This window comes from Massilia eburnea (assembly GCF_009720745.1).
Taxonomy (GTDB): Bacteria; Pseudomonadota; Gammaproteobacteria; order Burkholderiales; family Burkholderiaceae_D; genus Rugamonas; species Rugamonas eburnea.
Window position 1 is genome coordinate 118,526 of sequence record NZ_WNKX01000017.1, and the last position, 18,878, is coordinate 137,403.

Sequence of the window (18,878 nt, forward strand, 5' to 3'; positions counted from 1 at the left end):
CATGGAACTGCTCGCAAAACTCGACCAGCAGCTGCAAGCGCTGGATGACAAGAACCTGATCCGCAAGCGCCGCTCGGTGGAAACCGCCTGCGCGCCGCGCGTCATGGTCGATGGCCGCGAACTGCTGGCCTTCTGCAGCAACGATTATCTCGGCCTGGCAGCGCACCCGCGCGTAGGCGAAGCGATGCAGCAAGGTGTTGAACTGTATGGCGCCGGCAGCGGCGCCGCACACCTGGTCAGCGGCCATAGCCGCGCGCACACGTTGCTGGAACAGCGTCTTGCCGAATTCCTGTCACCGCATCTGGTGGAGGCGCAGGCGCTGTACTTCTGCACTGGCTACATGGCCAACCTGGCCGTGGTGACCGGGTTGGCAGTTGGCGACAAGGACACTGAAATCTTCAGCGAAGCGTTGAACCACGCCTCGCTGATCGACGGCGCCCGCCTGGCGCGCACCAAGCTGTCCGTCTACCCGCACGCGGACGTAGCCGCACTGGGCGCGCTGCTGGCATCCAGCACCGCCAGCAACAAGATCGTGGTCACGGACGCCGTATTCAGCATGGACGGCGACCTGGCAGACCTGCCTGCGCTGCTGGCCCTGTGCGAACAGCACAAGGCCTGGCTGGTAGTGGACGATGCCCACGGCTTTGGCACGCTGGGAGAACATGGCCGCGGAGCGCTCGAGCACTTTGCCATCCGCTCGCCTTACCTGGTGTATGTCGGCACGCTGGGCAAGGCTGCCGGCGTGGGCGGCGCATTCGTGGCGGCGCACCGCACCGTGGTGGAAACGCTGATCCAGCGTGCCCGCCCATACATCTTCACGACGGCCGCTCCGCCGGCGCTGGCGCACGCGCTGCAGGCCAGCCTCGATATCATCTGTGGCGACGAAGGCCGAGAGCGCCGCGCCCACTTGCAGGCGCTGGTGGCACAATTGCAGGACAGCCTGCGCCTGAAGCGCTGGCAACTGCTGCCGTCGAAAACGGCAATCCAGCCAATCATCATTGGCGAAAATGACGAAACCATGCGCCTGTCCGCCGCGCTGTACGAGAAAGGCCTGTGGGTAGGGGGCATCCGCCCGCCAACCGTGCCGGCAGGTACCGCGCGCCTGCGCATCACGCTGTCCGCCGCCCACACTGCCGACGACGTGCGCCGCCTGGCAGACGCAATTAACGAACTGGAAAGGACCTGATATGGCGCTAGAAGACCCTGTCATCGCTCCTGAGCCCCAAGCCGCTGCAGCCGCAGACGGCCTGCCGCCGCGCTTCGCCTGCTTTGTGGCAGGCACCGATACCGAAATCGGCAAGACGCTGACCTCGTCCGCCATGCTGTACGCCCTGGTGCGGCAAGGCGCCCGCGCCTGCGGCATGAAACCGGTCGCCGCCGGTGCGGTGATGAAAAACGGCCAGTTGCACAACGACGATGCCGACCAGCTGATCGAAGCAAGCAATGTACACTTGCCGCAGTCGCTGACTACCCCATTCATGCTGAAAGAGCCGGCTGCCCCACACATCGCCGCCGCCCTGGAAGGCGTGGAAATCGACCCGGTGCCGATCCTGGCTGCGTACGTTGAAATCGCGGCGGCCACCGATGCCATCGTGGTGGAAGGCGTGGGCGGTTTCCGCGTGCCGCTCACCGACGATTTCGATACCGCCGACCTGGCCGAACAGCTGGCGCTGCCGGTGGTGCTGGTGGTGGGCCTGCGCCTGGGCTGCATCAACCATGCACTGTTGACGGTCGAAGCAATCGAGTCGCGTGGGCTGAAGCTGGCGGGCTGGGTCGCCAACACCCTGGAATTTGAAATGAACTTCGCGGACGAGAATATCGCCGCACTGGCAGCGCGCATTCCCGCGCCGCTGCTCGGCCGCATCCCGCGACTGGCGAAACCGACTGCCGCCGCTGCTGCCGAATACCTGAACTTCACGTCCCTGCCGAACTGGCCGGGCCGCCGCACCAAGTAAGAGAGGAAGAACATGTCCCTGCAAGAACCTAAAGCCGTCCAGCTGCACCGACCAACCGCCGCCATCAAGCTGCCGGAAGCCGCCACCTGGCCACTGGAAGACGTGATGGCCCTGTACGAGCTGCCATTCAACGACCTGATGTTCCGCGCACAGGAAGCACACCGCGCCCACTGGCCGGACGGCGACGTCGAACTGGCGACCCTGCTCTCGATCAAGACCGGCGGCTGTGAAGAGGATTGCGGCTACTGCCCGCAAGCCGCGCGCTACGACACCGGCGTGGAAGCCAAGAAGATCCTGGACCTGGACACAGTTCTGGACGCCGCCAAACAGGCAAAAGACAACGGCGCCACCCGTTTCTGCATGGGCGCGGCATGGCGCAGCCCGAAAGAGCGCGACATGGAAAAAGTCGAAACCATGGTGCGTGAAGTGAAGGCCATGGGCCTGGAGACCTGCGCCACCCTGGGCATGCTGGAAGCCGAACAGGCGCAGCGCCTGAAGGACGCGGGCCTGGACTACTACAACCACAACCTGGACACCTCGCCGGACTTCTACGGCGACGTGATCTCCACCCGCCAGTACCAGGACCGCCTGGACACCCTGGGCCACGTGCGCAACGCCGGCCTGAAGGTCTGCTGCGGCGGCATCGTGGGCATGGGCGAGACGCGCGAACAGCGCGCCGGCCTCATCGCCCAGCTGGCCAACCTGAACCCGTATCCTGAGTCGGTGCCGGTCAACCACCTGGTGCAAGTGGAAGGCACCCCGCTGCACGGCCTGGACAAACTGGACCCGCTGGAATTCGTGCGCACCATCGCCGTTGCCCGCATCACCATGCCGAAAGCACGCGTGCGCCTGTCGGCCGGCCGCCGCGAACTGGGCGAAGCCGTGCAGGCGATGTGCTTCATGGCCGGCGCCAACTCGATCTTCTACGGCGACAAGCTGCTGACCACCGACAATCCGGAAGCCAACGACGACCGCGCACTGCTGGCCAAATTGGGCCTGCCGACCCGCGGCGCCGTGCTGGACTCGGTACAAAAAGAAGCCTGCGGCTGCTGATAAGAATTCCAAAAAGAGTAGAGAGAGACATGTTCAAAAAAATCCTGATTGCCAACCGTGGTGAAATTGCTTGCCGCGTCGCTGCAACCGCACGCCGCATGGGCATCAAGACCGTGGCCGTGTATTCGGATGCGGACGCCAATGCCAAGCACGTTGCCGTGTGCGACGAAGCAGTGAACATCGGCCCAGCCGCCGCCAAGGAATCCTACCTGTGCGGTGACAAGCTGATCGCCGTTGCGCTGGCAACCGGTGCGGAAGCAGTCCACCCGGGCTATGGCTTCCTGTCCGAGAACGCCGAGTTCGCGGACGCCTGCGCCGAAGTAGGCCTGGCCTTCATTGGCCCGCCAGCTTCCGCCATGCGCGCCATGGGCTCGAAGTCGGCAGCAAAGCAGCTGATGGAGAAGGCCAACGTGCCGCTGGTGCCGGGCTACCACGGTGACAATCAGGACGCAGGCTTCCTGCAAGAGCAAGCCGACCGCATCGGCTACCCTGTGCTGCTGAAGGCTTCGGCCGGCGGCGGCGGCAAGGGCATGCGCGTGGTCGACTCGTCCGAAGCGTTCAAGGATGCGCTGGCATCCTGCAAACGCGAGGCGATCAGCTCCTTCGGCGACGACAAGGTGCTGGCTGAGAAATACCTGCAGCGCCCACGCCACATTGAGATCCAGGTATTCGCCGACACGCACGGCAACTGCATCTACCTGTTCGAGCGTGACTGCTCGGTGCAGCGCCGCCACCAGAAAGTGCTGGAAGAGGCGCCTGCTCCGGGCATGAGCACCGAACGCCGTGCTGCAATGGGCGAAGCCGCTGTTGCCGCCGCGCGCGCCGTTGGCTATGTCGGCGCCGGTACGGTGGAATTCATCGCCAATCAGGACGGCAGCTTCTACTTCATGGAGATGAACACCCGCCTGCAGGTGGAACACCCAGTGACCGAAATGATCACTGGCACCGACCTGGTGGAATGGCAGATCCGCGTCGCCGCGGGCGAAGCCCTGCCGAAGCAGCAGGCCGACCTGACCATCAACGGCCACGCGATCGAGGCACGTATCTACGCCGAAAATCCGGAGAAGGGCTTCCTGCCATCGATCGGCACGTTGCGTCACCTGGAAACGCCAAGCTCCGTGAACTTCGAACTGGGCGGCGTGCCTGGCCATCCATCTGCCGTGCGGATCGACTCGGGCGTGCGCGCTGGCGATGCCATTTCACCGTTCTACGACCCGATGATCGCCAAGCTGATCGTATGGGGCGCAGACCGCAAGCAGGCACTGGCGCGCATGGCGCAAGCGCTGTCGCAATACCAGATCGTCGGCCTGGCGACCAATATCGCCTTCCTGAAACGCTTGGTGGAAGGCGACGCCTTCGCCAACGCCGACCTGGATACCGGCCTGATTGAACGCAACCACGACGCGCTGTTCCCGCCTGCGCGCTCGATTCCCGTGGCCGCCGTGGCGCTAGCCGCGGTGTCGCTGATCGAAGAAGAGAAAGACAGGTCGGCCGCCCAATCGGGCGCCAACAAAGGCGATCCGTGGGGCCAGGCACTGGGCTGGCGCATGAACTTCAACTATGCCCGCAAGCTGTCCTTCAGCGACGAGCATGGCAAGCAGTACACGCCGATGCTGACCTACCTGCCGCACGGCTGGCAGTTCGAGATCAAAGGCCTGGAAGTCGACCTGTCGCTGTTCAAGCAGGACGGCGTTGACCTGAGCATCAAGCTGGGCGAAACGTCGGTGCACGGCACCGTGCGCCGCGATGGCGACGTATTCCACGTGTTCACCGGCGGCGGCCACTATGTGCTGGACTATAACGACCCGATGGCGCATGCCGGCGAGTCCGAAGCCGAAGGCGGCCGCCTGACCGCGCCAATGCCGGGCAAGGTGGTTGCCGTGCTGGCCGAGAAGGGCAAGGAAGTGAAGAAAGGCGATGCGCTGGTCATCATGGAAGCGATGAAGATGGAGCACACCATCTCCGCTCCGCATGACGGCATCGTTGAAGAAGTCCTGTACGCGGTAGGCGACCAGGTGGCGGACGGCGCTCCCCTGCTGGCCTTCAAGACCGCGGCTTAAGGAAGGCGCATGCGTATCCTCCTTTATCGCGCGGATGGCAACACCGCGCCGTGGATCAAGGATTTCGCCGACTTCATGCCGGAGGCGGAAGTAGTGGTCTGGCGCGAAGGCATCGACCTGCCGGAGTGTGACTACGCCGTGCTGTGGACGCCGCCGCAGGCCATGCTGGCCGACCTGGCGCGCGTCAAGGCGATCTTCCTGACCGGCGCCGGCGCCGATGCGATCATGAAGTATGCGCATGCCATTCCGCCGCATATTCCGATCGTGCGTTTGAACGACGCCGGCATGGGGATGCAGATGGCGGAATATGTCACGCATGCGCTGCTGCGCTACTTCCGCCGCATGGACGAATATGAAGCGCAGGCACGCTCCGGCGCATGGCTGCAACTGGAAGCGCGCGACAAGTCCGCTTTTTCTGTCGGAGTGATGGGCGTCGGTGCCTTGGGCATGCGTGTGATCGAGGCGCTGCGGCCGTTTGAGTTCCCGCTGCGCGCATGGAGCCGCACGCCCAAGTCGCTGGAGGGCGTTGAATGCTTCGACGGCGACGAAGGACTTGCCGGCTTCCTCGGATCATCGCGCGTGGTGGTGTGCATGCTGCCGCTGACTGAGGAAACCACCAACATCCTCAACCGCACCACCATGCAACAGCTGCCGCCGGGCGCTTACATCATCAACGTAGGGCGCGGCGCGCACATTGCCGAGCCGGACTTGCTGCCGCTGATTAAATCCGGCCATATTGCCGGCGCCACGCTCGACGTGTTCCGCAATGAGCCGCTGCCTGCGCAGCACCCGTTCTGGCAGGAGCCCCGCATTACCATTACGCCGCATATTTCGGCACTGACGCTGCGCCGCGAAAGCGTGGAGCAGATGGTTGGCAAAATGCGCCAGCACGCACGCGGCGAAGAAGTCGCCGACGTCATCAACCGCACAAAGGGATACTGAAATGAGTTTGCCAAAGAAGGTCAAGATTGTTGAAGTGGGCCCGCGCGACGGCCTGCAAAACGAAAAAGGCGACGTGCCAGCCGACGTGAAGATCGAGCTGGTGAACCGGCTGACGGAAGCCGGCTTCCCGAATATCGAAGCTGCTTCCTTTGTGTCGCCCAAGTGGGTGCCGCAGATGGCGACCTCGAAAGAAGTCATGGCGGGCATCACCCGCAAACCCGGCGTGATCTATTCCGCGCTGACGCCGAATATGCAAGGCTTCGAAGCCGCGCTGGCGGCTGGCGCAAACGAAGTGGTGATCTTCGGCGCCGCGTCGGAAGCGTTCTCGCAGAAGAACATCAACTGCTCCATCGCGGAGTCGATCGAACGCTTCGTGCCGGTTGCAAAGGCAGCCAAGGATGCCGGCCTGCGCCTGCGCGCCTCCGTCAGCACCGCGTTTGGCTGCCCCTACCAGGGCGAAGTGCCACTGGACTCCGTCGCCTATGTTGTGGGCCGCATGCGCGACCTGGGTTGCGACGAGATCGATATTGCCGACACCATCGGCGTATCGACCCCGCTCAAGACCAAGGCGGTGATGGAGCGCGCGATCAAGGAATTCCACGCGAATCGCCTGGCAGGCCATTTCCACGATACCTACGGCCAGGCGCTGGCGAATATCTACGCTTCGATGGAAGTCGGCATTGAGATCTTCCATTCCTCCGTGTCGGGGCTGGGCGGCTGCCCTTATGCCAAGGGCGCTACCGGCAACGTCGCGACGGAAGACGTGATCTACATGATGAATGGCCTGGGCATCGAAACCGGCGTGGACCTGGACAAGGTTGTCGACGCGGGCCAGTTCATTTCCAGCTTCCTGGGCCGCAAGGCCGCCAGCCGCGCAGGCAATGCAATTGCCGCCAAACGCGCAGGCTGATTAGTTCTCGTCCGAGCGGCCGCGCAGCAGGAATACTGCCAGCAGCGTGGCCGCCGCACGCTGCAGCGACTGCCAGTTCGGCGTTGCGAACAGCGTTTCAAGCCGCGGCAAAGGATGGGGCGCACCGTCCGCAATCTCGCCCCACACGCGCGCGAACTGCGCGATGCCGTTGCGTTCTTCCGCCGAGAACACTGGTTCAGTGAAATGTTGCTTCCAGTCCGGCGTTACCCAATCTTCCCACTGATTCAAGACTTCGTCCGCTGCCGACATGCCTGGCGCGGCGGCCTGCAACTGTCGTTGCGCTTCGAAGGAACTGGCCAGCTCCAGGTATTCGATGATGCGATTGCGCACGCGGCGCAGGCCGACAGGCTGCTCCGGAACCGAGACGCGCGGGGTGCGCAACCAATAGTACAAATCGTAAGTTGTGGCCTCGGCGACCGGCTCGTTGCCAGGAATATCCGCCTTCTGCTGCCAGAGCGGGAACCAATGCGGGTCGCGTAGATAGCCGCTGCTGGCCGGCCCACCACCAAATTGCACGTAACGTACTTGCGCCTCCGCCAGGCTATGCACATTTGCGCCGCTGGCAAGGAAGGGAGAGTAAAGTTGCTGCAGGTCGTCTTGCCAGTCGCAGACGGGGCAAGCTGCAAGGGAGCCGGGGGCGCCGGCGAAAGTGGCGTATCCGCAGCAAGGGCAGGTGTACATGGCGCTGATCCTATTGCAGAAAAAAAAAAGACCTGCACGAATGCAGGTCTTTTTCTTGAAACTTGGTCGGAGTACAAGGATTCGAACCTTGGACCCTCTGCTCCCAAAGCAGATGCGCTACCGGGCTGCGCTACACTCCGTAAGAAGCAAGATAATACAAGCTGAGCCGGGGTCCGTCAACCCCCAATTTCAGAATGGAAGGAATAAGCCTTGAATGAAGTAGCCTATCGACCGCCGGGATGGCGCATAGCAGTCGGTATCGTTATTTCTTTGCTACTGCACGTGACTGCAATTGTTTTCCTGCGCCTGCCTGAGCCGCGCCAGGTGGCCGATCCACGCACCTGGCTGACCCCGGTAGAAGTAAGGATCGTGCCCCCCCCGCCGCCAGTTCCACCGCCCGTTGTGGAATCGGCATCCCATCCTGTCGCCGCAGCCGGACCGCGCCGCCAGCAGCGCCATGCCGAGCCGCGCAAGAAGACGCCCAAGGAGGAGCAACCGGAACTGGCAACGCAGCCAGCGCGTGAATCGACATTCATCCTCACCCCAGCCGAAAGCGGCTCAGCACCGCGCTTCGACCGCGAAGCCGCCAAAGCCGCCGCACGCGACATTGCCGGCGAATTAGGCCCACCGCAAATAGCCCTGCGCGAAACCCGCCAAGAAAAGCTCGGCCGCAAGATCCAGAGCGCAGCCCGCCCCAACTGCAAAGACGGCATTCCCGGCGGCCTGCTGGCCCCGCTCTACCTGATGATGGACAAAAAAGACAGCGGCTGCAAATGGTAGAGCCCGTGTCCCACCATGGGGTCACACCCGTTTTGAGACACGAGCCCAGCCGCGCCATGGACGAGGCCGTGTCCCATTTCGGGTGTGACCCCATGGTGGGACACGGGCTGGGCAGTGGGCGCTTATTGCTTCAGCTCGAGGGCGCGGTCGTAGAGGGCGTTCTTCTTTTTGCCGGTGATCTGGGCGGCGAGGGCGGCGGCTTGTTTTACCGGCAATTCGGCGAGCAGGATTTGCAGGATGCGGTCGGTCTCGGCATCCTGGCCTTCGGCGGCTGGTGGGGCGCCTTCTACCAGCACTACGAATTCGCCTTTTTCGTGGTTGGCGTCGGATTTCAGCCAGGCGACTGCTTCGCCCAGCGGGCAGCGGTGGATTTGCTCGAACAGCTTGCTTACCTCGCGGGCGAACACCACTTGGCGCTCGACGCCGAAGACGTCGGCCAAGGCTTGGGTGCACTCGACAATACGGTGCGGCGCTTCGTAGAACACCAGCGTGGCCGGGGCGGCGGCGAGGCTTTGCAGCGCAACTTCACGCTGCTTGGCTTTGGATGGCAAAAAGCCAACAAAATGGAATTGGTCGTTGACCAGGCCACTGGCCGACAGCGCGGCTACGGCGGCTGAGGCGCCCGGCAATGGAATCACCCGCAGGCCGGCGGCGCGCACGGCGTCCACGATCCGCGCGCCCGGGTCGGATACGGCCGGGGTGCCGGCATCGGAGACCAGGGCAATGCGTTGCCCCGCCTGCAGCCGGGCAATCAGGCCCTCTGCCGCTTCGCGTTCGTTATGCATATGGGCTGCCACCAGCGGCTTATGCAGGCCGAAGCGATTCATCAGCTGGGCCGTATTGCGGGTATCTTCGCAAGCTACAGCGTCGACCAGCGACAGCACATGCAAGGCACGCAGTGTAATGTCAGTAACATTGCCAATTGGCGTAGCCACCACGTACAAAGATGCCGTAGGATAGTTCTGGTGGACGGTCTCGCCGAGAATGGGCAATGCGGCGAGAGGGCTGGAATCTTGTGCTGTCATTGGGGGTAGGATGCTGTCTAAAAATATCAATAACCTGATACTCTGCGTCGCGGTAGCCGTATTGAGCAGCGCTTGCAGCGCGCCTTGCGGCTCGCCGGGGCGATTGTGCGCGCCAATCACGTCGGTGACAAGTGCGCCGCCAGCCGCCGTGAAGGCGCCGCGTCCGAAACCGCCGGCGCCACCGCCGGAACCGCCCGCGGTCGTTGAAACCTTTGCCGTGCCTTCGCCGGAGGACGCACCGCCTCCGCCCGGCATGATGCAGGTGGTCCCGCAACCGATGGAAGACGCCGGCGGCAAGCCGCCTTACCGCATCGCGCTGCTGCTGCCGCTGCGTTCCGAAGCGTTGGGCCGCGCGGCCGATGCGGTGCGTGCGGGCTTCATGGCGGCCATGGAGCGTGATGCTAAGGGCTTCCAGGTCAATGTGGTGGAAACCGGCGACTCGCCGCAGGAAGTACTGTCGGCCTATGTCACTGCCCAGGAGCAGAACGATATGGTGGTTGGCCCGCTGGCCCGTTCCGCCGTCACCGTCATCGGCTCCAGCCCGCTGGTGGAGAAGCCGACTATTGCGCTGAACCATCCGGAGACGCGCGGCGATCCGCAACTGCCGCCGCAAATGCTGGTGATCGGCTTGTCGATCGAAGATGAGGCGCGTCAGGTGGCCGAGTGGGCTGCGCGTGAAAATCCTTCTGCACGCGCGCTGGTCATCTCCGGCAACACCTCCTGGCAAAAGCGCATCGCCAGCGCCATTTATGCACAGTTGCAGCGCCTGGGCCTGAGCGCCCGCAATTACGACTTCACGCCGCAAAACGGCTATCTGCAGGACGCGGAAATGGTGGCCTTGCGCACGCGCCTGCAAAACGAGCCGGCCGGCGTACTGTTCGCCGCCCTCGACCCGGACCAGCTGCGCCAGCTGAAAATCGCCCTGTCGGCGCCGCCGCTGGGCGAGATCCCGCTGTACGGCACCTCTTCCCTCAATCCCGGCCGCAGCATGTACCGTGCCGGCGCCGAGCTGGATGGCGTGCGCCTGATCGACTTGCCATGGCTGGTGCAGCGCGACCATCCGGCGGTGATGGTGTATCCGCAGCTGGAGCCGCGCGACGAGGCGCGCGTCAGCGCCGACCTGGAACGGGTGTACGCGCTGGGCATTGACGCCTTCCGCATCGCCCGCGAAATCGCGCGCCAGCCGCAGCGCCGCTTCCAGCTGGATGGCGTGACCGGCCAGCTGACCATCGATTTCGGCAACGGGCCGTCCTGGTTCGAGCGCATCGAAACGCCGGTCGAATACCACAACGGCGTGCCAACGCCGGTGCCACAATAGGGCTTCCCATGCCCCGCACCGAGCTGCAGGAAATCGGCCAGGACGGCGAAGATCGCGCCCTGGACTACCTGCAGCAGCAGGGATTGCGCCTGGTCGAGCGCAACTTCCTGTGCAAGGTGGGGGAACTGGACCTGGTCATGCGCGAGGGCGAGCGCCTGGTATTCATCGAGGTCCGCGAACGCAATAGTCCCCTGTACGGCGGGGCGGCGGCCAGCATTTCGCCCGCCAAGCAGCGCCGCATCGTGCGCGCGGCAAAGTTCTATCTGCTGCGTTTTACGAAAATGCCACCATGTCGTATTGACGTAGTGACAATTGATGGCGGACACATAAATTGGCTGCGCGACGCTATCATTGATCAAATGTAAGCATTTTTAACAGCGCTTGTGAGACCCACGGGGCCGCTGCACTATAATTATGCACACTATGACTAATCAACGCATCCTCTCGCACTTTCACGAAAGTGCCGAAATCAAGATCCAGTCCGCAACCGTCCTGGCGCAGCCTATCGCGCAAGCGGTTGAACTGATGTTCTCTGCCCTCTCGAACGGCAACAAGATCCTGGCCTGCGGCAATGGCGGCTCGGCGGCTGACGCCCAGCACTTCGCTGCAGAGCTGGTAGGCCGTTTTGAGCGCGAGCGCTTCCCGCTGCCGGCGATTTCGCTGGCAACCGACACCTCCATCCTGACCGCTGTGGCTAACGACTACAGCTATCGCGAGATCTTCTCCAAGCAGGTGCAGGCCTTCGGCCAGGCTGGCGACATCCTGCTGGCGATTTCCACTTCGGGCAATTCGGCCAATGTGATGGCGGCGATCGAAGCGGCGCTGGAACGCGAGATGCGCGTAGTGGCGCTGACCGGCAAAGGTGGCGGCGCGATCGGCAAGATGCTGACCGACGCTGACGTCCATATCTGCGTACCGGCTGACCGTACCGCCCGTATCCAGGAAGTCCACCTTGTGACCATCCATTGCATTTGCGACGGCATCGACGTCGCGCTGTTCGGAGGAGATGTAAATGAGTAAAGCGCGTCCATTGACGCTGGCCGTGGTGGCCGCAGTCCTGGCGAGCAGCACGCTGTCCGCGTGCGCACCGATCCTGGTTGGCGGCGCTGTCGCCGGCACCATCGCGGCATCCGACCGCCGCACTTTTGGCGCGCAGACCGAAGACAAGTCGATCGTAGTGAAGGCGGAAGTCAAGCTGCCTAACATCGCCGGCAAGAGCTCCCACGTCAATGTGAACAGCTTTAACCGCCGCGTGCTGCTGACCGGCGAAGTACCGGACGAAGAGACCAAGGCCAAAGTTGAACGCGAAGTGCGCGGCATCGAAGGCGTGATGGACGTGACCAATGAACTGGAAGTGGGCTTCTCCTCCAGCTACACCTCGCGCTCCAACGATGCGCTGATCACTTCCAAGGTCAAACTGAGCCTGGCCGACGCCAAGGACATTTCGGCCAATTCCTTCAAGGTCATCACCGAGAAGGGCGCCGTGTTCCTGATGGGCCGCGTGACCCAGCGAGAAGGCACCCAGGCCGCCGACATCGCACGCGGCGTGCGCGGTGTGACCAAGGTTGTCAAGGTATTCGAGTACATTACCGACGACGAAGTAAAGCAGTACCAGTCGTCGCAGGCTTCGCAAGGCTAATCAATCATGAGTACCGGCTCCAGGGCGTGGATCAAACCGGCGATTGCGCTTGCCGTCATCGCCGGCATCGGCTTGACGGCCTACCAGTCGCTGAACAAGCACCAGTCCGCGCCTGCGGTCACCTTCCTCGGCATCAAAGGGGAAAAGATCACGCCTGACAGCCTCAAAGGCAAAGTCGTGATGGTCAATTTCTGGGCTACTTCGTGCACCACCTGCGTGGCGGAAATGCCGGAAATGGTCGAAACGTACAACAAGTACAAGGGCCAGGGCCTGGAATTCGTCGCTGTGGCGATGAAGTACGATGCGCCCAACTACGTGGTCAACTTCACCGAAACGCGCCAGCTGCCATTCAAGGTGGCGCTGGACGTGAGCGGCGATGCTGCCAAAGCCTATGGCGACGTCGCCATGACGCCGACCACCTTCGTCATCGACAAGGATGGCAATATCATCAAGCGCTACGTGGGCAAGCCGGAATTCCCGGCCCTCCACGCCCTGCTCGAAAAGGCCCTGAAGGGCTAAAAGGCGACCTGCGCGGACAGATATGCGCCGCGCTGGGTCTTCGCGTTGAAGACGGTAATCGTTCCCAGGTCTGCATAAGCCGCCGTCAGCGAGAAGTGGCGGTTCGGCAGCCATGCCAGGAAGATGTCCTTGTAGGCTTTTTCATTGTCCACGCCCAGGTTGTGCGGCTTGCTGCGGTATTCGGCGCCGAGAACCAGTTTGCGCGTAAGCAGATAGCCAGCTGACAGCTCTGGCATGAGCTTGCGGCTGCTTTCCTTGTCGCCGCCAAATCCCATGAGGCCCATCTGGTTCGCACGCGTGCTGCGCAGGGTAGCGTTCAGCAGCAGGCTTTGTTCGAAGAGGATTTTGGTGGCGGCGATGTAGAAGTCCGTGCCATGCTCGGACTTCGCTCCAAGCTGCCTGACGTTAGCGACGCCAAGTGCGCCCAGTCCGTCAACGCCTTTGTTCCTCTTGTACTGCAGGCCGACGGCGATTTGCGGCATCCAGCTGTCTTGCTCGTAGACTGCATCGCCAGCCACACGCACTTTGGCGCCGACGATGTCCTGTTTGATGCGTAGCTGATCGAGCGGGGCGAGCCTGCCCTCGAATTCCTGCCGCGCCAGCGAAAGTTCGATGCGATCGCAGATTCCGGCGGCCACGCCATAGCTCATAAGCCTGTAGTCCTGGGTAGAGACGCGCGTGGCGAAGGCACTCGCGCCCCAGCTATCCCGCGTGCCATAGCCGGTAATGAGCGCCCACGGCACGATGCCGCCGCCACCGCTGCCTTCCACCATGCTGACGCCACCGGTCGCGATGAATTTTCCCTGGTCCGGCTTTGCTGCAGGCACACCGCCGGCAGCGGTGACGATGTCTCGGTGCATGGGTGCGAGTAAGGCCACCAGCCTGTTTGAAACACTGGTCGGCACGTCGTTGCGTTCCATCGCGACCTGCAGGTCTTCCGTCAAGGCGTTGAAGTCCTTGTCGGTGAGCTTGAGGTCTTCGTGCGCGGACTTCATGTCGCGGTTCTTGCCGACACCCTTGAACTTGCATGGGCCGCCGGACAACTCACAGAACTGCAGTGCCAGCCGTGACTTGGTCTGCTCGATGTCAAATCCGTCGAAAGTCTCCTTGATACGTTCATCCGCCAGGACGATGTCAAACATCGTGTTGACGATGCGCTTGATGCCGGTTTCGCCGCCCAGGCCGCGATAGAGACCGTCGTCTTGCGCCTGCGCCGCTGTAGCGGCCACCAGCAAGCCGACAGCAAGGAGATTTCGCATATCAGCCCTTCGGGTAGAGGATCATCTGCGTACAGCGGAACAGGGCAATGGCCTTGCCGTTTGCCTTGTTGGTCACGGTGGCATCCCACACTTGCGTGGTACGGCCGCCATGGACCAAGCGGGCGGTGACCGCGATCGTGCCTTCGCGCGCGGTGCCGAGGTGGTTCGACTTCAACTCAATGGTGGTGAAATTCTGGGCGCCTTCCGGCAGGTTGGCGATGCAGCCGAAACCGCAAGCTGTGTCGGCCAGGGTGACGACCGTTCCTGCGTGCAAGTAGCCGTTCGGGGCCAGGTGGTGCTGGACGATGTCGATTTCCGCTTGCAATTCGCCTTGGGCGACGCCGGTGATGCGGATGCCGAGCAGGCCGGGCAAGTTGTTGTGGGTCAGGTTGTTGAGTTTTTCGAGGTCGAATTTCATCAGGCATGTCTCCAATACAGAAGAGGAATCATAACAGCCGGAAAAAGGGTATGCTTATGGCTGCGCGGCCAGCCTCACAAGGGTGCGGTCTGCAGGCAAGACCAGAAGCTCAAAAGGTGGATTCAACCGATTAACTTACGGAGAATGACCTATGAACGAAAAAGAGCAACTGTCTGCCATCGTGCAGCGCATGGAAGTGAAGCTGGCGCAAGGCCATCAAGACGACTGGGTCCGCCTCCTGCACCGCGCCCGCACCCTGAGCGCCTTCGACTGCTCGGCCGCCAAGGGCGAGATCCTGCACTACTTCGGCGGCGCCGGCTCGATCAGCGACCTTAAGATCGACGAGGAATTCAGCGACCTGCGCACCCAGCTCTACACCCTCTGCTACGGCAAGCGCACCAAGCACTAGACCCATTGAATCGGCGCCTTGCCCTGCTGCGCCAGGTAGGCGTTTGCGCGCGAGAAGGGGCGGCTGCCAAAGAACCCTTTGTGGGCGGAAAACGGCGACGGGTGGGGCGAGGTGATGACCAGGTGCTTGCGTGGGTCGATCAGGGCACGCTTGGCGATGGCGTAGCTGCCCCACAGGATGAAGACCAAGTCCTGGCGCTGCGCTGACAGGCGCTTGATAGCGCTGTCCGTGAACGTTTCCCAGCCTTTGCCCGCATGCGATCCAGCTTCGCGGGAGCGCACCGTCAGCACGCTATTCAGCAGGAATACGCCTTGTCCGGCCCAATCGGAGAGATCGGTGCGCTGGCGTGCTATGCCCACGTCGGATTCAAGCTCCTGGAAAATGTTCTGCAGGCTGGGTTGCGGCCGGTTGCCGTCCGGGACGGAGAAGCAGAAACCCATGGCCGCGCCGGGCGTGTGATAAGGGTCTTGGCCAAGGATGACGACTTTCACCTCATCGAAGGGCGTCAGGTCGAAAGCGCGGAAGATGTTCCGGCCTGCCGGGAAGCATTGGCGCTCTGCATACTCCGCGCGAACAAAACCGGTCAGTGATTCCCAATATGGCTGGCTGAACTCTTCTTCCAGCTGCGCTTTCCAGGATGGCTCGATTCGAACTGTCATACAGGAATCTTAACATTCCGTGGCAGGCCTATACTGGGACGATGAGGACGCATCCAACTCTGTTCGCCCATGCTGTGAGCGCCGCACCGGTGAAGATCCGGCGTACGGCGCGCTTTGGCGAGGCATTCGAAGCCATCGTCCGCAATTGCCTGGCGCAAGTACATGGGAATGTCCCCGGCGTGCTGGCAGGAGACATTGAGAGCCTGCACCAGATGCGCGTGGGCGTGCGTCGCTTGCGCGCGTTGTTATCAGCGGCGCAGTCATGGGACCCCATGCCAGAGGGAACAGCGGGCAAACTGCGCTGGTTCGGCGTAGAGCTGGGCCGGGCGCGGAATTGGGATGTCTTCCTTGAATCGACTTTGCCCGGGCTAGGCGGCTCGTCTCAACCAGTCGAGGCGATGGCGCGCGAACTGGCGCATAAGCAGCACGTCCATATCGAGCATTTGCTGCAAGGCCCGCGCTGCAAGGCGCTGATGGAGGAACTGGCTTTGTGGAGCACGGAGCGCCTGTGGCGTGATCCTGCGCGCATCCAGCCTTGGGACAAGGATGCGCGCAAAGTGTCAAAGGCGTTGCTGCGCCGCGCGCGCGAACGGGTAGCCGGGCGCGCCCGCCGATTGGATACGGCACGCGCAGAAAGCTTGCACCGTCTCCGGATCGCAGTGAAGAAGGAACGCTATCTGCGCGAGTTCTTTGGATCGAGCAGTCGCTCGCAGGTACTGGCCGACGCACAGGAAGTGCTCGGCCGCATGAACGACAGCCGCGTTGCCCGCGATCTGCTGCGCACCCTGGAGGATCACCTGCCGGCTCATACGGCCGAACTATCGTTCCTGGAAGGCGTGTTGGCGGGGCAGCAGGACGAATGCCTGCCGAAGGCTATTCGCTTCGCCCGCCGCAAGCTCTAATCGTCGAGGCCTTTGCCGGCCAAAATCTGCGGCATGCATTTCTCAACGCGCGATTCGCGTGTCTTGGCTTGCTTGGCCGAGGAGAAGTGCAGCAGGTAGCCGCGCTGGCGACCTGGCGTCAGCGCGTAGAAGGCTTCCGCCAGCGCAGGGTGCTCGTCGAGCTTTTGCAGGAATTCGTCGGCCATCGGGAAATCGCTGGTGTCTTTGAATTCAACCTTGGCGCCGGACTTTTCGACCCTGATCGCTTCTTCCACGTAGGCCTTGATGGTCTTTGCCTGCTTCTTGATTTCTGCGAGGCCGGTGAAGCGCAGCTGGCGCCCGGCCTGCACGTTCTTGGTTTGCTGGACCAGAATCTCTTCAGGGTCTTGCATCAAGGAGCCCTTGAAGAACAGCAGCGCGCAATATTCCTTGAAGCCGTGGATCAGCACAACGTTCTGGCCGTTGTAGGTGAAGCAGGCGCAGCCCCACTTGGTTTCCTCGGTCAAATGCGTAGAGAGAACAATCTTCTTCAGTGCTTCAAACTCTTCATACCACCTATGCTCAGCCATCTGCGCCTCCATTTTGTTGGCAATAATACTACTTTAGAATTGCCAAATACGCTTCACGTAACGCGAAGGGAAGCTTGGAGATTGCTACATGCTGGTTGCGAAGCAGTTGTTCAACCTTCGCCTTGCTCCCGAAGGCTGCGACTAGTCGGTTGGCGTTGTCACGTGCAAGTGCTTGAAGGACTTCGTCCGGAATCTCGCCGGCTAGCTCAGGCTCAAACATCCTTATCGCCTCTTCTTCGAATACCATGCATTGCCCGTCCTTGATGCTGAAGATGACCCCATGAGAATCCAACTCGAACTTAGGTAAATCGGGTGGGCTAGGTCTTGTACGGACGGAGTAGCCACCTACGACATAGAAGGCCGCGCGAGACTTATCTTCTGCTTTGGCATAGATAAACCATCTTGACCTGATCGACTCCCTATCGGCCAATGTCGGGCAAGACGAAAGCAAATTTGGCTCCACCGGTTCGAATTGCACCCAGCGCTGTTCGTACTTAAGGCCGATTAGCGGTTCTTGCAGTACGCGTGGGGTATCCTCCTCGGCATAAGCAACGCTTAATGGTGCGACGACAAGCGCCGCAGCAACCAGACTAGGGACGATAGACCACATAGCTTGGCCTTTCTCTGCGGTAGACGGGGCCGGGCCAAAATCCAGTCTGCACAAAATCAGAGACCCAATTCTTGCCGTCGTAGCCCTGGATATGGCCAGCCTTGTTTCCGCCCTTCGCGGGCTGAAAGACGACGATATCCCCCTTCTTCGGTATGAAGCGCTCTGGCTCGTCGATAGGCACTATGGAATATCCATTCCTAGCGAGGAGCGATCCATAATTCTTCGCCTCTGCCGGGTGAGCATCGGTGTTTGCGCCACCTGCCGCGAGGGCCTTGCGCACATATGTCGCGCATTGCCGTTGACTGATCTTTCCGGCGTTGGCGCGAAGTTCATCAGCAAATTCATCAACGTTAACCATGACCGCCTCCCAATAATGTTCGGGAAGGCCAGTTTCCAACTAAGGCGATTCAGTAGTTATGAGGTTTCGCAAACTCCAGCGCCGGCATTTTCATGTCTTGTGACGAATCTCAATGCGGTGCGTTGCCTCGACTCGATAATCCGCTTAGGCCCTTCCTTTATCAGCCAATCTGGAGGCACTTTGATCAAGCTGTCCTACCCAAAATTCTTAGCGGCTGTCGCCTTGCTGTTTTTGTTGGAGCAAAGCCGTGGCTCGGGCAATCAGGACTTAAATTGCCCCACGAGGATTTCAGGTTCTTCTATGGCATTTAGCGATATCACCGGCGACTGGCTGGCATTTATTGCGTTACCGCTCTACTTGCACTCGGTAGCGCCAACTGATGGCCCTCCGGAACGCCTGGGGCAACTTATGGGAAAGCAGGTCAGAACCAATGGGATGGACTCCTCCTCTTCATCCGGCATCGAAGTGCCTAAACTGGAATCTCTACAGACCAGTTTGAAGGAAGGAGTCCACCGTGAAGATTATCCGCGTCGGCGTCGATCTAGCCAAGAACGTCTTTCAAGTGCATGGTGTAGATCGTTGCGAAAAGGTTGTATGGCGTAAGAAGTTGGGCCGGGCCGAATGGTTGGCGGCATTGCTGGAGAAGATTGAGCCGGGGTGTGAGATTGGCATGGAGGCTTGCGGCGGTGCGCACCACTGGGCGCGTGAGCTGCAAAAACGGGGCTTTGTCGTCAGGCTGATCGCGCCGCAATTCGTGAAGCCGTACGTGAAGAGCAACAAGAATGATGCGAATGATGCGGAGGCAATTTGCG

The 18,878-nt window shown here is 61.7% G+C and carries 24 protein-coding genes and 1 tRNA gene; 16 read left to right on the forward strand and 9 right to left on the reverse strand.

Translation table 11 applies throughout. The features are described from left to right. The first annotated feature begins 1 nt into the window (after position 1). Genes bioF through GM658_RS20315 form a run of 6 tightly spaced genes read left to right on the forward strand, consistent with a single transcriptional unit; the run spans position 2 to position 6,920 of the window. A complete protein-coding gene (gene bioF / locus GM658_RS20290; RefSeq protein ID WP_155455878.1) occupies positions 2-1,186 on the forward strand; it encodes an 8-amino-7-oxononanoate synthase in 1,185 nt (394 codons plus the stop codon). Position 1,187: 1 nt separating this feature from the next. After that, positions 1,188-1,955 carry a dethiobiotin synthase gene (bioD, locus tag GM658_RS20295; RefSeq protein ID WP_155455879.1) on the forward strand — a complete coding sequence of 256 codons (768 nt, stop codon included), beginning with the start codon at positions 1,188-1,190 and terminating at the stop codon, positions 1,953-1,955. Positions 1,956-1,967: 12 nt separating this feature from the next. Continuing rightward, positions 1,968-3,008 (forward strand): biotin synthase BioB, encoded by a 1,041-nt coding sequence (gene bioB, locus GM658_RS20300; protein WP_155455880.1) that lies wholly within the window; start codon positions 1,968-1,970, stop codon positions 3,006-3,008. Between the two features lie 29 nt (positions 3,009-3,037). Continuing rightward, positions 3,038-5,068 carry an acetyl/propionyl/methylcrotonyl-CoA carboxylase subunit alpha gene (locus tag GM658_RS20305; protein WP_155455881.1) on the forward strand — a complete coding sequence of 677 codons (2,031 nt, stop codon included), beginning with the start codon at positions 3,038-3,040 and terminating at the stop codon, positions 5,066-5,068. A gap of 9 nt (positions 5,069-5,077) precedes the next feature. Next, the gene (locus GM658_RS20310) at positions 5,078-6,010 is read left to right on the forward strand and encodes a 2-hydroxyacid dehydrogenase (protein ID WP_155455882.1); all 933 of its coding nucleotides are present in this window, start codon (positions 5,078-5,080) and stop codon (positions 6,008-6,010) included. Position 6,011: 1 nt separating this feature from the next. Continuing rightward, on the forward strand, positions 6,012-6,920 hold the full coding sequence (locus GM658_RS20315; protein WP_155455883.1) for a hydroxymethylglutaryl-CoA lyase: 909 nt from the start codon (positions 6,012-6,014) through the stop codon (positions 6,918-6,920). Here the strand turns inward: GM658_RS20315 and GM658_RS20320 are convergent, their stop codons facing one another. Both GM658_RS20320 and GM658_RS20325 read right to left on the reverse strand, forming a co-directional pair. Then, on the reverse strand, positions 6,921-7,622 hold the full coding sequence (locus GM658_RS20320) for a CPCC family cysteine-rich protein (protein WP_155455884.1): 702 nt from the start codon (positions 7,620-7,622) through the stop codon (positions 6,921-6,923). 63 nt (positions 7,623-7,685) lie between these two features. Further along, positions 7,686-7,762: transfer RNA gene (locus GM658_RS20325), tRNA-Pro, on the reverse strand. A 142-nt stretch (positions 7,763-7,904) separates the two neighbouring features. Here GM658_RS20325 and GM658_RS20330 point away from each other — a divergent pair. Beyond that, positions 7,905-8,402: a hypothetical protein gene (locus tag GM658_RS20330; RefSeq protein WP_155455885.1), complete on the forward strand. Its 498-nt coding sequence runs from the start codon at positions 7,905-7,907 to the stop codon at positions 8,400-8,402. Positions 8,403-8,524: 122 nt separating this feature from the next. On the opposite strand, the gene rsmI is transcribed toward GM658_RS20330, so the two are convergent. Then, positions 8,525-9,427 (reverse strand): 16S rRNA (cytidine(1402)-2'-O)-methyltransferase, encoded by a 903-nt coding sequence (gene rsmI, locus GM658_RS20335; protein WP_155455886.1) that lies wholly within the window; start codon positions 9,425-9,427, stop codon positions 8,525-8,527. 10 nt (positions 9,428-9,437) lie between these two features. Here rsmI and GM658_RS20340 point away from each other — a divergent pair, with 10 nt between their 5' ends. Genes GM658_RS20340 through GM658_RS20360 form a run of 5 tightly spaced genes read left to right on the forward strand, consistent with a single transcriptional unit; the run spans position 9,438 to position 12,903 of the window. Then, the gene (locus GM658_RS20340; RefSeq protein ID WP_229416987.1) at positions 9,438-10,745 is read left to right on the forward strand and encodes a penicillin-binding protein activator; all 1,308 of its coding nucleotides are present in this window, start codon (positions 9,438-9,440) and stop codon (positions 10,743-10,745) included. Positions 10,746-10,753: 8 nt separating this feature from the next. After that, positions 10,754-11,110, forward strand: coding sequence for a YraN family protein (locus GM658_RS20345; protein WP_155455887.1), 357 nt, complete (start codon positions 10,754-10,756; stop codon positions 11,108-11,110). A 58-nt stretch (positions 11,111-11,168) separates the two neighbouring features. After that, positions 11,169-11,765, forward strand: coding sequence for a phosphoheptose isomerase (locus GM658_RS20350; protein ID WP_155455888.1), 597 nt, complete (start codon positions 11,169-11,171; stop codon positions 11,763-11,765). Further along, complete coding sequence (locus GM658_RS20355) at positions 11,758-12,384, forward strand: BON domain-containing protein (RefSeq protein WP_155455889.1); 627 nt, start codon at positions 11,758-11,760, stop codon at positions 12,382-12,384. The genes GM658_RS20350 and GM658_RS20355 overlap by 8 nt, the downstream gene beginning before the upstream one ends. 6 nt (positions 12,385-12,390) lie before the next feature. Continuing rightward, complete coding sequence (locus tag GM658_RS20360; RefSeq protein ID WP_155455890.1) at positions 12,391-12,903, forward strand: TlpA disulfide reductase family protein; 513 nt, start codon at positions 12,391-12,393, stop codon at positions 12,901-12,903. On the opposite strand, the gene GM658_RS20365 is transcribed toward GM658_RS20360, so the two are convergent. Together GM658_RS20365 and GM658_RS20370 are read right to left on the reverse strand one after the other, a co-directional pair. Continuing rightward, positions 12,900-14,162: a DUF3034 family protein gene (locus GM658_RS20365; protein ID WP_371865190.1), complete on the reverse strand. Its 1,263-nt coding sequence runs from the start codon at positions 14,160-14,162 to the stop codon at positions 12,900-12,902. The genes GM658_RS20360 and GM658_RS20365 overlap by 4 nt on opposite strands. A gap of 1 nt (position 14,163) precedes the next feature. Beyond that, positions 14,164-14,580: a PaaI family thioesterase gene (locus GM658_RS20370; protein WP_155455891.1), complete on the reverse strand. Its 417-nt coding sequence runs from the start codon at positions 14,578-14,580 to the stop codon at positions 14,164-14,166. A gap of 151 nt (positions 14,581-14,731) precedes the next feature. Between GM658_RS20370 and GM658_RS20375 the strand changes: the two genes are divergently transcribed. Then, the gene (locus tag GM658_RS20375; RefSeq protein ID WP_155455892.1) at positions 14,732-14,989 is read left to right on the forward strand and encodes a DUF6966 domain-containing protein; all 258 of its coding nucleotides are present in this window, start codon (positions 14,732-14,734) and stop codon (positions 14,987-14,989) included. Here the strand turns inward: GM658_RS20375 and GM658_RS20380 are convergent. Next, a complete protein-coding gene (locus GM658_RS20380) occupies positions 14,986-15,648 on the reverse strand; it encodes a uracil-DNA glycosylase (RefSeq protein WP_155455893.1) in 663 nt (220 codons plus the stop codon). The genes GM658_RS20375 and GM658_RS20380 overlap by 4 nt on opposite strands. Positions 15,649-15,689: 41 nt before the next feature. On the opposite strand from GM658_RS20380, the gene GM658_RS20385 reads away from it, so the two are divergent. Then, positions 15,690-16,550, forward strand: coding sequence for a CHAD domain-containing protein (locus GM658_RS20385; protein ID WP_170298895.1), 861 nt, complete (start codon positions 15,690-15,692; stop codon positions 16,548-16,550). On the opposite strand, the gene GM658_RS20390 is transcribed toward GM658_RS20385, so the two are convergent. Genes GM658_RS20390 through GM658_RS20400 form a run of 3 tightly spaced genes read right to left on the reverse strand, consistent with a single transcriptional unit; the run spans position 16,547 to position 18,066 of the window. After that, entirely contained in the window at positions 16,547-17,098 is a 552-nt protein-coding gene (locus tag GM658_RS20390; protein ID WP_229416988.1) for a YdeI/OmpD-associated family protein, read from the reverse strand. The two genes, GM658_RS20385 and GM658_RS20390, sit on opposite strands and share 4 nt — an antisense overlap. A 28-nt stretch (positions 17,099-17,126) precedes the next feature. Further along, positions 17,127-17,708 (reverse strand): hypothetical protein, encoded by a 582-nt coding sequence (locus GM658_RS20395; protein ID WP_155455896.1) that lies wholly within the window; start codon positions 17,706-17,708, stop codon positions 17,127-17,129. Next, positions 17,689-18,066 (reverse strand): hypothetical protein, encoded by a 378-nt coding sequence (locus tag GM658_RS20400; protein ID WP_155455897.1) that lies wholly within the window; start codon positions 18,064-18,066, stop codon positions 17,689-17,691. The genes GM658_RS20395 and GM658_RS20400 overlap by 20 nt, the downstream gene beginning before the upstream one ends. Before the next feature lie 15 nt (positions 18,067-18,081). On the opposite strand from GM658_RS20400, the gene GM658_RS29800 reads away from it, so the two are divergent. Together GM658_RS29800 and GM658_RS20405 are read left to right on the forward strand one after the other, a co-directional pair. Beyond that, positions 18,082-18,669: an STY0301 family protein gene (locus tag GM658_RS29800; protein WP_371865192.1), complete on the forward strand. Its 588-nt coding sequence runs from the start codon at positions 18,082-18,084 to the stop codon at positions 18,667-18,669. After that, the coding region (locus GM658_RS20405) for an IS110 family transposase (protein ID WP_170298896.1) at positions 18,581-18,878 on the forward strand (298 nt) is incomplete at its 3' end. The genes GM658_RS29800 and GM658_RS20405, both read left to right, overlap by 89 nt.

Coding starts and splice junctions, on each gene's coding strand:
- bioF (WP_155455878.1), top strand. CDS start 2: ATGGAACTGCTCGCAAAACTCGACCAGCAGCTGCAAGCGCTGGATGAC.
- bioD (WP_155455879.1), top strand. CDS start 1,188: ATGGCGCTAGAAGACCCTGTCATCGCTCCTGAGCCCCAAGCCGCTGCA.
- bioB (WP_155455880.1), top strand. CDS start 1,968: ATGTCCCTGCAAGAACCTAAAGCCGTCCAGCTGCACCGACCAACCGCC.
- GM658_RS20305 (WP_155455881.1), top strand. CDS start 3,038: ATGTTCAAAAAAATCCTGATTGCCAACCGTGGTGAAATTGCTTGCCGC.
- GM658_RS20310 (WP_155455882.1), top strand. CDS start 5,078: ATGCGTATCCTCCTTTATCGCGCGGATGGCAACACCGCGCCGTGGATC.
- GM658_RS20315 (WP_155455883.1), top strand. CDS start 6,012: ATGAGTTTGCCAAAGAAGGTCAAGATTGTTGAAGTGGGCCCGCGCGAC.
- GM658_RS20320 (WP_155455884.1), bottom strand. CDS start 7,622: ATGTACACCTGCCCTTGCTGCGGATACGCCACTTTCGCCGGCGCCCCC.
- rsmI (WP_155455886.1), bottom strand. CDS start 9,427: ATGACAGCACAAGATTCCAGCCCTCTCGCCGCATTGCCCATTCTCGGC.
- GM658_RS20340 (WP_229416987.1), top strand. CDS start 9,438: ATGCTGTCTAAAAATATCAATAACCTGATACTCTGCGTCGCGGTAGCC.
- GM658_RS20345 (WP_155455887.1), top strand. CDS start 10,754: ATGCCCCGCACCGAGCTGCAGGAAATCGGCCAGGACGGCGAAGATCGC.
- GM658_RS20350 (WP_155455888.1), top strand. CDS start 11,169: ATGACTAATCAACGCATCCTCTCGCACTTTCACGAAAGTGCCGAAATC.
- GM658_RS20355 (WP_155455889.1), top strand. CDS start 11,758: ATGAGTAAAGCGCGTCCATTGACGCTGGCCGTGGTGGCCGCAGTCCTG.
- GM658_RS20360 (WP_155455890.1), top strand. CDS start 12,391: ATGAGTACCGGCTCCAGGGCGTGGATCAAACCGGCGATTGCGCTTGCC.
- GM658_RS20365 (WP_371865190.1), bottom strand. CDS start 14,162: ATGCGAAATCTCCTTGCTGTCGGCTTGCTGGTGGCCGCTACAGCGGCG.
- GM658_RS20370 (WP_155455891.1), bottom strand. CDS start 14,580: ATGAAATTCGACCTCGAAAAACTCAACAACCTGACCCACAACAACTTG.
- GM658_RS20375 (WP_155455892.1), top strand. CDS start 14,732: ATGAACGAAAAAGAGCAACTGTCTGCCATCGTGCAGCGCATGGAAGTG.
- GM658_RS20380 (WP_155455893.1), bottom strand. CDS start 15,648: ATGACAGTTCGAATCGAGCCATCCTGGAAAGCGCAGCTGGAAGAAGAG.
- GM658_RS20385 (WP_170298895.1), top strand. CDS start 15,690: ATGAGGACGCATCCAACTCTGTTCGCCCATGCTGTGAGCGCCGCACCG.
- GM658_RS20390 (WP_229416988.1), bottom strand. CDS start 17,098: ATGGCTGAGCATAGGTGGTATGAAGAGTTTGAAGCACTGAAGAAGATT.
- GM658_RS20395 (WP_155455896.1), bottom strand. CDS start 17,708: ATGTGGTCTATCGTCCCTAGTCTGGTTGCTGCGGCGCTTGTCGTCGCA.
- GM658_RS20400 (WP_155455897.1), bottom strand. CDS start 18,066: ATGGTTAACGTTGATGAATTTGCTGATGAACTTCGCGCCAACGCCGGA.
- GM658_RS29800 (WP_371865192.1), top strand. CDS start 18,082: ATGTTCGGGAAGGCCAGTTTCCAACTAAGGCGATTCAGTAGTTATGAG.